Annotated in this window: 11 protein-coding genes; 1 reads left to right on the forward strand and 10 read right to left on the reverse strand. The window is 68.7% G+C overall.

The features are described from left to right. Positions 1-3: 3 nt before the first annotated feature. Positions 4-1,311: an MFS transporter gene (locus tag CW359_RS38735; RefSeq protein WP_105974914.1), complete on the reverse strand. Its 1,308-nt coding sequence runs from the start codon at positions 1,309-1,311 to the stop codon at positions 4-6. Further along, positions 1,284-2,675 (reverse strand): cytochrome P450, encoded by a 1,392-nt coding sequence (locus CW359_RS38740; protein WP_105974915.1) that lies wholly within the window; start codon positions 2,673-2,675, stop codon positions 1,284-1,286. Before CW359_RS38740 ends, CW359_RS38735 begins: the two co-directional genes overlap by 28 nt. A gap of 311 nt (positions 2,676-2,986) precedes the next feature. Between CW359_RS38740 and CW359_RS38745 the strand changes: the two genes are divergently transcribed. Continuing rightward, positions 2,987-4,084 (forward strand): LuxR C-terminal-related transcriptional regulator, encoded by a 1,098-nt coding sequence (locus tag CW359_RS38745; RefSeq protein WP_157968722.1) that lies wholly within the window; start codon positions 2,987-2,989, stop codon positions 4,082-4,084. A 296-nt stretch (positions 4,085-4,380) separates the two neighbouring features. Here the strand turns inward: CW359_RS38745 and CW359_RS38750 are convergent, their stop codons facing one another. From CW359_RS38750 to CW359_RS38785, 8 genes are all read right to left on the reverse strand, one after another. Then, the gene (locus CW359_RS38750; RefSeq protein ID WP_105974917.1) at positions 4,381-5,007 is read right to left on the reverse strand and encodes a hypothetical protein; all 627 of its coding nucleotides are present in this window, start codon (positions 5,005-5,007) and stop codon (positions 4,381-4,383) included. A gap of 7 nt (positions 5,008-5,014) precedes the next feature. Continuing rightward, a complete protein-coding gene (locus CW359_RS38755; protein WP_105974949.1) occupies positions 5,015-5,995 on the reverse strand; it encodes a TniB family NTP-binding protein in 981 nt (326 codons plus the stop codon). 95 nt (positions 5,996-6,090) lie between these two features. Next, a complete protein-coding gene (locus CW359_RS38760; RefSeq protein WP_105974918.1) occupies positions 6,091-8,223 on the reverse strand; it encodes a Mu transposase C-terminal domain-containing protein in 2,133 nt (710 codons plus the stop codon). Then, positions 8,220-9,059: a TnsA-like heteromeric transposase endonuclease subunit gene (locus CW359_RS38765; RefSeq protein ID WP_105974919.1), complete on the reverse strand. Its 840-nt coding sequence runs from the start codon at positions 9,057-9,059 to the stop codon at positions 8,220-8,222. The genes CW359_RS38760 and CW359_RS38765 overlap by 4 nt, the downstream gene beginning before the upstream one ends. A gap of 195 nt (positions 9,060-9,254) precedes the next feature. Next, positions 9,255-10,670: a TniQ family protein gene (locus tag CW359_RS38770; RefSeq protein WP_105974950.1), complete on the reverse strand. Its 1,416-nt coding sequence runs from the start codon at positions 10,668-10,670 to the stop codon at positions 9,255-9,257. A gap of 203 nt (positions 10,671-10,873) precedes the next feature. Continuing rightward, on the reverse strand, positions 10,874-12,205 hold the full coding sequence (locus CW359_RS38775; RefSeq protein WP_105974920.1) for a hypothetical protein: 1,332 nt from the start codon (positions 12,203-12,205) through the stop codon (positions 10,874-10,876). Continuing rightward, positions 12,202-12,813, reverse strand: a complete 612-nt coding sequence (locus tag CW359_RS38780; RefSeq protein ID WP_157968723.1) for an RNA polymerase sigma factor — start codon at positions 12,811-12,813, stop codon at positions 12,202-12,204. Before CW359_RS38780 ends, CW359_RS38775 begins: the two co-directional genes overlap by 4 nt. Further along, complete coding sequence (locus CW359_RS38785; RefSeq protein WP_105974922.1) at positions 12,810-13,142, reverse strand: hypothetical protein; 333 nt, start codon at positions 13,140-13,142, stop codon at positions 12,810-12,812. The genes CW359_RS38780 and CW359_RS38785 overlap by 4 nt, the downstream gene beginning before the upstream one ends. Between the last annotated feature and the right edge of the window lie 94 nt (positions 13,143-13,236).

Below are 13,236 nucleotides of genomic sequence, written 5' to 3' on the forward strand. Positions count from 1 at the left end.
GCCCTACCCTTCGGTAGATCGAGCTGACTGGTGGGAGGCCGGAGTGTCGGCGGCCTCAGCTGCCTCTGGACCTGCCTTGGACGGGGCGATGCGCCAGGGTCGGTGCCGGCCGATGAGTGCAGCCGCCGTCAACGCGGCGATGCCGGCGCTCGTGAACACCCAGGGCATGGGCATCCAGTCGGCCAAAAGCCCTCCGACTGCCAGGCCGACTCCCTGGGTGGCGATCGAGCCGGCTCCCGTGAGCGTCATCGCACGGCCTCTCAGCCCTGCGGGCACACGTTCCACGTACAGCTGGTCAAGGGGAAGCGCGAAGGCTGTTCCGGCACCGCTGACGAGCAGCAGGCCCAGTGCCAGGGGCAGTGAGGGGGAGAAGGCGAAGAGGAGCAGGGGGGCGCCTGCGAGGAGGAGGAGCGCGGGTACCCACCGGCTTCGCTCCTGAGGTCCCAGGAATCGGGCGACGGCCGCTTCGCCGATGAGGGTGCCGACCGCGGGGAAGGCCAGGAGGAACCCGACGCTCTCGGGTCCGCCACCGAGCTCGGCGGCATACGGCGCTGCGAGCCCCTCCGGCAGGACGATGAGGGCGGTTGGTATCCACTGGAGAAGCAGGAGCCGTCGCAGGACCGGATCGTCGAGGATGGAGCGGTTGCCGCGGAATGTCTCGCGGATGATGCCCGATTCGCGGTGAGTGCCGCTGGCGGTTGCCGGCCTTGGCCGGACGAACATCAGCACCATCGTGAGGGAGAAGGCAAACGTCGCCGCGTCGACGAACAGCGTCGCCCTAGGCGTCAGGATGATCAGTAGGGCTCCACCCAGACCGAAGCCGATTATCTGCCCGACTTGGATGGTTCCCGAGAACATGGACCTGGCGAGCGGGTACCCGTTCATACCAATGATATCGGGGAGCATCACCTGCCTGGCGGCCCGGAACAAGGGGGACAGCGCCCCCGAGGCGGTCACCAGGATAAGAAGAACAGCGATGGGCATTCCGGGTACGGTCATGGCCAGGACACAGGCCATTCGGCTCGCGTCGCCGATCAGCATGAGCCGCCGAGCCGGAACCAGGTCCACGATGGCAGAAGCCAGGGCCGCCGTGAGGATCTGGGGCATGAAACCCAGCGCGAACGTAATGGCGGCCATCAAAGCGGAGTTGGTGCGGTCGAAAACAAGGACAGAAAGGGCTACCTTCGTCAGCACGTCGCCGAGAATCGACACGGTATGTGCTGCAAAAAGGCCACTGAATTCGCGATTGCGCAGAAGCTGGCCGTATGTGACGGTTCCGTCCATCATTCCGACCTGCCGGTCATAGGGCATCCCGCCACTTTTCGACCGGCCGTGGGGAGATCGGCCGTGATCCCGCTGTCCGACCTGATTGCGAGCCGCGCCCGCAATCCGCTGGGTGAAAGACCGCGTGAGGGATCGGGCACAACCTTCGCGGCCGAGGAAAGCGCGAGATGGAAAGCGCGCGTAAGGAGAGCGGTCGCGAGCGTCATCTCGATCAGGCTCCACGACATTCCCATACAGATCAGAGGGCCCGCGCCGAACGGCATGTATGCGAACTGCGGGGCGACGCTGCCGGAGCCATCGGGCAACCAGCGGTCCGGGTCGAATGCCAGCGGGTCGGGGAACCATCGCGCGTCCCGCTGCATCACGTACGCGGGGACCATCACCTTGGTACCGGACTCCAGCGTGTAGCCACCCAGCACCGTCTCGTGCATGGCGTGGCGGGCGAACATCCAATTGGGCGGCCAGAGGCGGAGAGCCTCTCGGACCACCCTGGCGGTAAGGCTCAGCCGCTCGTAGTGATCATGCGTGATGGGCCCGGATGTCGGAAGCACCGCTGCCGCCTCGGCCGCGACCATTCTCTGGATCTCCGGATGCCGCGTCAGCTCGTGGACGATCCATCCGAACCCGGCTGCCGAGGTGTTCTCCGACGCGAGCAGGGTGGCGGCCAGAGTCTCGCGGATGACCGCATCGGGCAGTACGCCGTGCCGGGCAGTGGGCTGCATCAGCACATCCACGAGGTCACCGGTCGCGCGCTGGCCCACGGTCCGTCGAAGGCCCATCGCCTCGCTGATTGCCTGCTCGAGCGCGCGGTTGGCTCGTACGACCCGGCGGTGACGCGGGAGTGGGAACCCGAGCGGCAGGGAAACGGAGCTGCTGACGACCGGGGTCAGCGCATCGAAGAGGTCTCGCCCCAGGCCGGCTACCAGATGCGCGTTCTCACCGAGGCAGAGTACGGCTCCGACCCTGGCCGTGAGCGCGCGCATGCGATCGACCACATCGATCTCGCCACTTCCCCAAGAGGAAATCCCGCCGTCCAGCTCTGCGGCGATCCCGGGGATCTTTGCCTGCATGGAGGAGGGGCGCATGTACCTCATGCGGGCAGCTCGTGATGAGGTCCACTGCTGCTTGGTCTCCGCATCATCCTTTTGTTTGCGGTGGAGGAAGTCGACCTCGGCACCGAAATCAGTGTTCGTGCGTGTGAGCACCTCCCCGGCCAGTGCCGGGTCGGCCACGACGACTATGTGGCGGTCAAACGACCAGATCGCGCCAAACTTGTCTGACATCTGCACCATGAACCCGAGGCGGTCCTGGTCGTAAACGGGACCGTTGCCGGTAAGGCGCCCGCCGAGCGGACCTGGCGGTCGGTTCATCGGCTCCTCCATGATGTGCATTGCAAGGTCCTCGGGCCGGGGCGAGATAGCGCCTCGCCCCGGCCCGAGGGATTACACGGATCGACCTCGGTGAGATCAGTACTTGTAGAAGCCGGCCACGGCCGTCATCTTCGTGCGGCGGGCGATCGCATACGAGACGGTCTTGAGCATGGCCATCGTTAGTACCTCTTTCATGAAGGTGGGTTCGCACGGCGGACATTGTCGGCATTTGCCGCGTCCCGGAGAGAATTCCTCCGGTAACTCCTTGTGCACTCTCAGACTCGCCCCGGCTGGTCTCCCCCGTCCAGAGAGATCACGCTGCACTAAGCTGCGTGCAGGATCTTCCCTGGGGGGAAACGGTGGAAAATCGCACGCTTGAGGACTTTGCCCGGCTGGGCAAAACGGAAATCGAAGTCTTTCGCTGGGCAGCGCAAAATGGACATCTCGATATTGGTGAAGCTGCCCACGACCTCGCCTTGGATGTCGAGGAAGTGCAGCAGGCCGCGGCCTCACTAGGGGCCCGGCACCTGCTCCGGCACCTGCCCGGAGACGCCGCAAATGAGCCGCTGGTGCCTGTCGCACCGGAGAGTGCGGCAGCGATCATGTTCACCACCGCCGAGGCCGAGCTGCGCGGCCGGCTGGCCCGCATCGACGAACTGAAGGGTGACTTCGACGTCCTGGGTTCGCTCTACGCCGAGACACAGCGCAGTCGGCGCAGGCATACGCCGATCCAAGAGGTGCACGGACTCGAATCCGCCACAGAGCTGCTCGAGAACGCGGTTTCAGCCTGCCAGGTGGAAGTGCTGACCTGCGAACGCGGCAGGGATCTGTCGCCAGGGCGCATGGAGCAGGCCAACGAGCGCGATCTGGCCCTCGCCCGGCGTGGCATCCAGATCCGCACCCTCTACCAGCACTCCGCCCGCCACGAGACAGTCACCCAGGACTACGTCAGCCATCTCGCCTCGTCGGGTGGCGAGGTTCGCACCTTGCCCGAGTTGTTCGGCAGACTGGTTGTTGTCGACCGGAAGGTCGCGTTCATTCCCCGTGCTGACGAGCATGAGGGCGTGGTCGTCGTCCAGGACCTCTCCACCGTCAGCTACCTGTGCGCAGTCTTCGAACACTCGTGGGTGCAGGCCACACCCCTCAACCCCGGGCACTTCGGAACGCCCGTCATCCGGACGGAGGCCGCGCAGGCGATCGTGCGACTGCTCACGGAGGGCATGAAGGACGAGATGATCGCCAGACGACTCGGCATGTCCTTGCGAACCTGCCGCAAGCACATCGCGGACGTCATGGAGAGTTTCCGGGCTGAGAGCCGATTCCAGCTCGGATACCTGATCCGGGCACGGCTGGGCGACCCAAAACGCGCCAAGAGCGGAACGATCGACGCCGTTGTTGCTGCGGCCCTGTCCTCGGACAACCCAGAGTAGTGATCACGGACCGCAACTGAACTGGCTGCACGCGGGCGACGTGTCGATCTGGGGGTGGGTAGTTGGTGTGGTGGGTGGGGTGTGAGCTGTGGGGTTGGGTGTTGGTTGAGAACGGGGCCTGGTGGCGGTGGGGGGTTCCGACCTGGGGTTGTGCGGGTTTTAGTGGGAATGGCCGGGGTGTTGTGGGTAGTTTCTGCGTCTAATGGTCTGGGGTGTTTTTTGGCTGGTGAGGCGGGTTTTGCCTGGTCATGGGCCTGGCGTTGTGTGTGGTGTGGGGGCTGTTTTGGGGGCCTGGTTCAGTGGTCGTGGGTGGGTGTTTTGGCGGTCCAGTACAGGGCGGTGTCGATGTGGCGTGCGGTCCAGCCGTCGGCGGGCGGGGGGCTGTGTCGGAGGAGGTCGTCGAGGAGTTGCAGGTAGCGGCCGTAGTGTCCCGGTGTGTGGGTGAGGGTGAGTCCGAGGGTGTTAAGGGCGTGTTGGACTCGGCGGTCGTAGACGGCCATCCGTGTGGGTGCTGCTGCTGTCAGGGCGGCTGAGGCGAGGGCGTCGCCGGTACGGAAGCCGGGCAGTTCCCACATGATGCCGCGTCCTGTGCGGGCGGCCTCACTGCGCGGTACCGCGGTGTCGCGGGCTGCGGTGACGGCCCGCTGGGTGACTGCGCGCACGTGTGCGTCGGGCAGGGACATGAGCGCCGATACCCACGGAGTCTGTGCGGAGAGCCGTTTCCAGACGACCAGGGCCGCGATGTCCGTCTTTCCGAGACTGCCGGCGTGCTCGGTTCGTTGGACGACGTCGTGGAACACCTCGTCGTAGTGCGGTGAGACGCTTGCCAGGTAGTCGGCACGGGCGGGGATCAGGACGTCCCACACCTGGCCGCAGACGGCAGCGAACTCATCGTCGGTCGGCGTGTCCCTGGTCTTCTTCACGTCCGCATCATGCCGGTGCGGACGGTCGGCGGGTGCGGGGGCGCTTGTGTTGTTCGGCGAGGTGGTCGAGCTGGATGGCTTCCAGCGTTCTCTTGGTGATGCGTTCGGTGCCGTCGTTGATGGCGGTGATGGCTGCTTGGCGGATGAGCCGGGTGAGGCTGCCGATGCGGCCGGCGGTTCGCTGGTGGAGGTAGGTCGCGTGGCGGGGGAGGGTGCCGGGGCGGTGGTGGTGGAGGTCGAGGGCGTTTTCGAGGTCGGTGATGACGTCGGTGAAGGGGTGCCGGTTGCCGTGGCGGGCGGGGAGGGGGCCGCAGTCGATGAGGGTGGCGCGGCCGGCGAGTTGGGCGCCGCGTACGCCGCTGAACAGGGGGGTGGCGGTGACGTCGAGGCCGGCATAGACGAAGGTGGCGCTGATGCGTTCGGTGAGGTCTTTGAGGAGGTCGGCTGCCTGGGCGCCGGTGGTGGTGCGGGGGTTGAGGCGGTGGATCTCGTCGATGAGGACGAGTTGGATGCCAGCGGTGTTGTAGGTGTGGCAGACGGCTTCGGTGATCTGGGCCTGGGTCATGCGGGTGGTGACGGGGATGCCGAGGTAGCGGGCGAATTCGGTGGTGAGGGTCTTGGCGGTGGCGCCGGGCGGGACGAGGACGTAGGCGACCGGCACCTGGGGGTGGTGGCCGGGCGGGGTGGGGGCGCGGTGGGTGTGGGCGAGGTGGCAGGTGCGTCCGACGTGGAGCAGGGCGGTGGTTTTGCCTGCGGCTGCGGGGCCGGTGACGATCAGTGAGGGCCGTGCGGTGGTGGTCTGGTGGCGGCCGAGGATCATCAGGGTGCGGGTCTGGGTGGCGAGTTGGCTGATGGCGGGGGTGCGGACGGTGACGAACGCGGAGTGGTAGGCGAGGCGTTCTTCCGGGCTGCGGGGTGCTTCGCCGGGCTGTGGCGGGGCGGGTGGCGCGGTGGTGGCGAAGTGGTGCCAGCCCTGCCAGGTGGTCACCGGCCATGACGCGGTCGTCGGGTCCGTCGTGGGCTGCCCCGCTCGGCCGGCGCCGGGTGTGGTGGTGCTGCCGGCTGTGGCGGGTGGGCGGGTGTTCACCATTTCAGGGCCTCCGCGCGGGCGTCGTAGAGCCCGAGTCCGGTGTAGGGGACGCCGGGCGGGCCCTCGGCGTCGTCTTCTTCCGCGTCCAGGTCCTGTTCCTCGTCGAGGTCGTCGAGGCTGTCGGTGTCCGTCCCGGGACCGGTCCGGCCGGCGCCGGAGTCTGGTTCGCCCGGGTGGTCGGGTGCGGGGCGCGGTGGGGGCAGGGGTGTCCGGGCGGGCTGGGTGCGGGCCAGGAGGCGTTGTTCGCCTGCGGTGGCGTTACCGGTGCGGGTGCGGCGCATGAGCTGGTCGAGGGCGTCGGCGAGGTCGGCCTCCAGGCTGTCGGGGTCGGTGTGGCGGGTGATGGTGGTGCGGATGTGCTGCCAGGTCTGTTCGTTGAACGGACGGTGGACGTGGGCGCGGTGGATCCAGGGGATCTCGGCGAACGTGCCGTCGGGCAGGCGCAGCCAGATCTGGCGGGCGTCGTGGGGGTTGGTGTGGACTTCCCATTTCCCGCCGCGGGCCGTGACGGGGGAGGGCTGCCCGCGGTAGGGGGCCAGGAGGTCGCAGTCGTAGGTGCGGTGGTGCAGGCGGATGCCGCGTTCGGTGATGGCCTGCCAGCGCACCGGCAGCAGTTCGAGGTAGTCGTCCCTGGTGAGGGGCACAGGGACGTACCCGGCGACCGAGACGAGGGCGGCCCACATCTGGTTCGGTGTCAGTGCGGCCTTGGGCAGCACGGGATGACGCAGCCCTTGGTGCGGGCGGTGGTGGTAGTGCACGAGCCATTCGTCGAGGAGGTCCTGCAACTGCGCGACGGTGAAGCACGCCTCGCGTTCGGCGTCGCGCCCGCGGCGGGTGACGTCGGATCCGGTGTAGCCGGGCAGGTGCTGGCAGAACAGCGAATTGATCGAGCCGAAGGTCCGCTCGACGATGCCCTTGGCGGTGGGCGCGTAGGGCGGGGCGGGCTGCACGCTGACGCCGAGGGTCTCACAGGCAGCCGTAAATGCCCTGGAAAGGAATATTTTGCCCCGGTCTACGACGATCGTTTCGGGGATCACGACCGGGCGGGCGGCCGCGCCCTGAAGCCGCTCGTCCAGCGTCAGCAGCCGCGCCCGGGGGAGCAGTGGGGTGTGGGTGAAGCGCAGGGCGTCGGGCCAGGTGGGCTTGGCCGGGTGGGGGACGGCCATCTCCGCCAGCAGCAGGGCCGCGTCCACGGCCTGGGTGCCTCCCGGACAGAGCACGGCCGCGAGGATCGCCCTGGTGGCGACGTCTACCGCGATGGTCATCTCGGGCCGGCCGAGGGTGCCGTCGTCGAACAGGGCCAGGACGTCGAGCCGGGTGGTGTCGATCTGCACCTGCTCTCCGGGCCGCAGGGCGACGGTGGGCGTGTGGCCGCGTCCGTCCTCGGTGATGGGCGGGGTGCGCACCGGCTGCGCGGGATGGTCGGCGGGGCCGGAGAGCTGATGGACGAGCCGGTAGAACGTGGCCTGCGCCGGCATCGCGACCGTGCCGCCGTGCCGGTCCTTGAGGATGTGCGCGACCATCGGCATCAGCCCTTTGATGGTGCCTTTGGAGCGGCCGCGCTGGCGGCGCAGCGCTTCCTTGACCGCGGCGACGACCCGCTCGTCGGCTCGGCCGGTGGGGCTGGGACCGCGGGTGGCGCGGTGGTCGATGAGCCCCCACAGGCCCTGTTTGCGGTAGGCCAGGCGCATGCGCTGCACCGTCGTGCGCGACACCCGGCCGAAGCCGAGCGCGGTCAACTCTGCCGCCTTGGCTCCTTCCCGTTCGGCCAGCGTGTGCTGCTTGGGGTCGTACTGCTCCCGCACCGGCCCACTGCTGCCCGGCCCGCCGGGCAACCCGCACTCGACTTCCCGGATGTGGCGCTGCCAGGCCAGCGCCTTCTCCCGTGCCGCGGCCGGGGCGGTTTCGAACAGCCCCCACCGCGGCGCCGCCTGAGGCTGCTGCACCTGTGCTCCCAGGAGGGCGAAGCCAGGATCGGCGAAGAGGTGCCCGGCGAGTACCGCTTCATCACTGCCGTCCTCGCCGGCCAGGCGGACACACTGCCCGGCCAGGGCGACGACCTGCCACCGCGATCCGCGGAAGCGGACGTGCGCCCCGACCGCCACCACCGGCCGGCCGCTGCTCACACCGCCTCCCCGCGCCCGGCGCCAGCCGCGCCGCGCCCCGCGCCTGACGCCGGGTAATCGGCCGCGGGGACGCAGCCCTGGCTCTCCTCGCCACTGCCCTGACGGGGGGAGCCCGGACTGACGATGACCCGTTCGTGCAGCGGCGTCTCCAGTGCTGTCGTCAGCTGTCCGTGCCACAGGGCGTGGAAGACGGCGGGAAGGACCTCGATCGGGTCGCCGGCCGTTTCGGCGCCTTCGATCAGCGGTCGCGGCCGCGCGAAGGCATCGAGGACCGCCGTCATCAGGCCGGGCCTGCCCTGGTTGCGGGGGTGGCGGTAGCCGGCCAGCCATTTCAGGTTCGCCGCCGGCACCTCGTCCAGCGGTGCCAGGCGCCGGTAGCTCCAGCCGATGTCCGCGCACGCTGCGGCCACCGCCTGCGCGGCCTTCAGAGCGCGTTCACCGCCGGCGTCGGGGTGGCCGGGGCAGTCGGCCAGCAGGGCGGGGCCGTCGGCGTAGCGGGCGAACAGTTGTGGCACCCAGGAACGCACCTGGCTCCGACGGTCGCGCCACAGCAGCCGCACCGGCCGACCGGCCATGCCGGTGACCTGCGGGTCGCGGTCCATGACCATCAGCTGCGTACGCATGGCGTTCGATCCGGCGGCCACGTGCCGCCCGGTGGTGGCCGACCACCACAGCCCCGGCCCCCACCGCCGTCCCGGCACCACCGGGAAAGCCGACACCGGATCGAGGTCTTCGAACGCGACCGCGAGGGCGGCGTCCGCCCACCGCTGCTGCACCGCCTGCCCGACCGGGTCGAGGAAGACCGCCTCGAACCCGGCCCCGATGTTCACGTCCACCCGGCCCGGCCTGCTGCCAGGCCCGGCCGCCGTCCCCTTGCCGCTCACTCGCCCAGCCAAATGGGCCCGGCTGCCGACCGGAGCTGTTTCGGCGTTCCGATCACATGGCGCCACGTGATGCGGTAAACACCGGGCCACCACGCCAGCGCCCCAGGAGACCGGTCACGGGCCGCCTGATTCCCGGCGAGGCGGCGCTTACCCGTCGCCCGCGTCCTGGTAGGCATTGAGCGCGTCCGCCAACGGGCCGGGAGGCAGCTTCGCCCACTGGGCTACATCCCGCGGCGGCACCCCGGCGTTCACGGCCGCCACGACAGTGTGCTGCAGGGCCTTGTCGAGCAGGCCGGCGCTGTAACTGAGGATGCGCAGCAGATGCTGGGCCACGTCCGCACTCGAACCGGTCTGCGCGCCGCGCAGTTGGATGAGCTGTTCTTCAGCGCTGTTGACGAGGCTGGTGATCTGGGCACGTTGCTCGGCGGACACGGTCGAGCGCCACATCGTCCCCGAGCCGGGCGCCTTCTTCTCCTTGCCCAGCACCCGCAGCTGCCCGGCCATGGTGGCGGGCTGGTGTTCCTGGCGCAGCCACCAGGGGTCGTTGTCGTATCCGGGCGGTCCTCCGGCGCCGCGGCGGATGCGGATGACGGCGCCCATCCAGGAGGTCAGCGGGCCGCCGTAGTCGGTCGCCGCCAGCGGCCCCAGCCACTCGCGCCCGACCCGCTCACCGAGCCGGCGGCAGAACGCCCCGTCGGCGGGCAGCGCCCGCGGCCGCCCGGCACCACTGTCCATCCACACCAACTGCGCCATGGCCGGGTCCAGCAGCGCGTCGGCGACGGCCACCACCTCGGGGAAGACGACCGCGTCCCGCCCCACGATCCGCCACCGCTCCAGATCACCACCGGCGTTGCCGCCCGCGACCTGGTGCAGCCGCCCCGGCCATACCGTTTCCCGCTCCCAGTGCAGAGCCTGCTCCCACCACCGGGCCACCACCGCATGCGCCAGCGCGAACACCCTCGCCGGCTCCGCACCAGCGCGTACCGCCCGCCGCGCCACACCCGTCCACCGCCGCTGCGCCGCGGCCACTTCCGGTACACCCCGCACGTGCAGATACTCCAAGGGCTGGTCGGCGTCCGCGTCCATCAGCCACCGCCCGTGCCGGACACACACCCGCTGCCAGCGCGGCGTGTACCGCACCACCCGCACGCCTGCACCGGTGCGCCGGGCCGTGCACGGGCGGCAGCCGAAGGCGACCGGCCCGGCGACCGCGCCGCCGGTCCGCCATGCCGCTGCCGGCACCCCGTCCTTTCCGGCTGGCAGCTTGGCGTCCTCCTGTCCCCAGGACGGCAACGCCCGCGCCAGGACGTCTTCGGTGACGCCGCACAGGTCTGCCAGGAGCTGCCGTCCGGGCGTGTTCAGCAGCACCTCGGCGTCGGCCCGCGCGCTCCCGCCGTCGTACGCGGGCGGGTAGTTGCGCCACTGCCAGCACGACCGCAACGCCTTCGCTTCCATCCCGTAACGGCCTGCGATGCGGCCCATCAGCGACGACGTCGTCTCCCTGCTGAAGGGAGCGATGCGGAATGCCCCGACGGGATGCGGATCGCCATCGGTTCCGGGCACGTCGACCACTTCGACCTCAGCCTTCTCACGACGATGCGACCTTGCACGACAGCGGCGTCGGACACCGCCGCCCGATTCCCACCGGGGGAGCGCGCCTCGACTGCCTGCCGGGGCAGCCCACGATGAGCCGATCGCGCCTCTGCTTGTGCGTTCTTCGGGCACAACGCTGCGCTCAGCAGCACGGTGCGCAGCCGTGGTGAGCGTCACCGAGGCGTGGCATGCGCGGTTTCTTCAATACTCAAAACGACAGGCGTGGAGTCACCCTCGTCCTCCACCTCGCAGTCGGTGATGGTCCAGACGGTCAGATGGGGCCCACTGTCCTGCTGCTCGACGGTGGGGGTTGTCAAAGCAACCTCATTTCTGGCGCTGAGCCACCACGTGACGCTCTGAGAGCCAGCAGGCGGTGGTGTTTCGGCGGTGGTCCCACGACCAGGCCATTGAGTGATCGCGAAGTCATGATCATCCAGAGAGTGCTGATCTTCTCGGAAGGGGGCCACCACGATGGCGCAGCACGAGGTCTGCCTGAGAGGCATCAGGCCAGTACGCGTCGTCGGCACAGAGCATCGCCACAGCCACGTGACTCCGCGCGGCTCGACGACGGAATCCTCCGGTAGGGAAGCCTGCGCAAAACTCCACCCTGCGAGGAGGGCAGCCAGCGCAGCGTGCCGGGTTTCTGCTGAAGTCTCTTCGAGGGTTTCCTGCGAGGCGCATTCCGCTGTTGCCTCCATCAGAACGGCATGCGGCCATTGACCACCGCGAAGATCGTCGATCCTGCTGTCATCGTCGATCACGATCGTGGTCATCCGAGGCCACTGTGGAGCCCCGCCGATAGGTACGAGCGTGGCCTTCTCGCCGGTGTGTACCTCATTTGCCCGGTGCACCTTCTGCAAGAGCAGCATGGCCTCTTGCTGCAGCCGTTCTGCTTCACGCAGGAGCTCAGCGCTCGCCCGGTACTGCGCGGCGATCCTTCGCTCCGCCTCTACCTGCGCGTCTTCCATCGTCTGGAGCTCCTGGCGCGCCCTGGCAAGGAGTTCATCAGCTGCGCGGCGGGCCTGCGCGGTGATCTCCTGTGCTTCTGCCTGGGCAGCGGACGTCATCAAGCCCGCCTCGGTCCAGTTGTGCAGAACCGAGGCCCACTTCTCGACGTCGTGGCTCACAGGACACGACATGGCAGCCGTGCACGGGTCCGAATCCGCCGTCGTGACCTCGACCGTCACTGGGCTCGTTGCGGCGGCCGTCGGGCATACCTCGATCTCGTCAAGAGCCTGCTCGGCGCCGGGGACACTGTGATCGGCTGCCACGCGCAGCCACCGCTTCGCAGCGACGTAGTTGCCACGCCGGAGATTCTCGTGGCCCAGCGCGTACGCCTCATGGCCCAGAATCGCGCCATCGACCTGTGACCGCAGCTGAGCACGCTCCTGCTCGCTGCGCCCCTTCAGACGCTTCATGATTGCGGCGAACCTGTCCGCCTTCTCGGTCGGGTTCGGGGAGAGGGCCTCGTGCCGCTCACCGTCCTGGTGCTGGATGGGGTTCACCGGTGCGCCTCCTTCGCCGTTTTGACGATCTGGTAGCCCTCCATGCGGGGTGACTGTCGCAGTTTTTCCAACGCCGTCTTCAGGATCTTCTTCATGTTGTCGATGCCGACTTCCAAGACTTCGGCGCAGTCCTTCACCGGAAGGTCGGCCACGTACCGCAGTCCCAGAGCCTGCCGCTCACGCTCGGTCAGCTCACGCAGGGCGATACCGAGATCGATACGCCGGACGATGTCGGCGAGCTCGTCGTGATGCGCTACACCGGCCGCGGCTTCGCCGAGGTCGTCGGCCTCAAGGGTCTCGACCCGCCCAAGGCGGCGAAGGTGGTCATTGAGGCGACAGCGCGCGATGCGGTACAGCGTTGCCACCGGCTTGGGGTGCGCGGGATGCTCCGGCCACCATGCAAAGAATTCCTCGAAGGCCTGGCTGAGGATCTCCCCACCGTCGTCCGGACCGGACTTACGGGCCAGGAACCTGAAGACCCCGTCCTCGTGCGTTTCATAGAAGGCGGCGAGCATCGCCTCATCGACTCCTGGGGCGCTGGAGAACCCCCCGCCGACAGCGACCTGATCGAGACTCAGGATCATGTCTGATTGATTCTGCACGGTCACCGGCGCCGCCTTGCCAGGGCAATGCGACCATGAGTACGACTGACGGCCGCCGCGTCCGTCAACCCGCTCCCGGCAGTGTCTTGCCGCTCACGGACGAACCCGGTGCCGGTCAGTGACCACGTCCCGGCGATACCACCGTGATACACCTGCACCTCCCTGCTGCCGTCGGCGACCTCGGCCACCATTTCCGCCAGCAGCTCCTGCTCCCGCACACGGCGCTTCTCACGGGCCGTCTGCACCCGCCTCCACTCCCGTGCCCCGACGGCGATCACCGCAGCCAGGAGCGCGAACACCCCCTCGGGCACCAGCATCTCCTGCACCTTCCCCACCGCCCTGTTCCTTGGCCTCGCTTGCCCTGCACCCCGTTCATCGCGCGAACACCCCTCGACGGGTACCGGTGAATCCAAGATCTTTTCCGTGCGG

The organism is Streptomyces geranii (assembly GCF_002954775.1).
Classification (GTDB): Bacteria; Actinomycetota; Actinomycetes; order Streptomycetales; family Streptomycetaceae; genus Streptomyces; species Streptomyces geranii.

Bases quoted from the DNA above. Each gene is read 5' to 3' on its own strand.
- CW359_RS38735 (WP_105974914.1), bottom strand. From the start codon at position 1,311: ATGCCCTATGACCGGCAGGTCGGAATGATGGACGGAACCGTCACATAC.
- CW359_RS38740 (WP_105974915.1), bottom strand. From the start codon at position 2,675: ATGCACATCATGGAGGAGCCGATGAACCGACCGCCAGGTCCGCTCGGC.